Source organism: Streptomyces sp. NRRL S-646 (genome assembly GCF_000720765.1).
GTDB lineage: Bacteria > Actinomycetota > Actinomycetes > Streptomycetales > Streptomycetaceae > Streptomyces.
Genome location: NZ_JODC01000125.1, coordinates 1 through 274 on the forward strand (window position 1 = coordinate 1; position 274 = coordinate 274).

The following is a 274-nucleotide window of genomic DNA, read 5'->3' on the forward strand; positions in this document are numbered from 1 at the left end:
CATGGATGTCGTACTGGACTCGCTGGCTGGTGAGTTCGTGGACGCGTCGCTGAGGTTGCTGCCGCGTGGTGGGCGTTTCCTGGAGATGGGCAAGACCGACATCCGTGACCCGGAGGTGGTGGCTGCCGAGCACGCGGGCGTGGCCTATCGGGCGTTCGATCTGATGGACGTGGCGCCGGAGCGGATCGGGGAGATGCTGGCCGACCTGGTCGCGCTGTTCGAGGCGGGCGTGCTCAGGCCCCTGCCCGTGACGTGCTGGGATGTGCGGCGCGCC

Annotated in this window: 1 protein-coding gene; it reads left to right on the forward strand. The window is 69.0% G+C overall.

Annotated features, from left to right (window positions below; genetic code table 11):
• Positions 1-274 (forward strand): zinc-binding dehydrogenase (locus tag IH68_RS51475; RefSeq protein ID WP_037886789.1); only part of this gene is annotated, 274 nt, incomplete at both ends.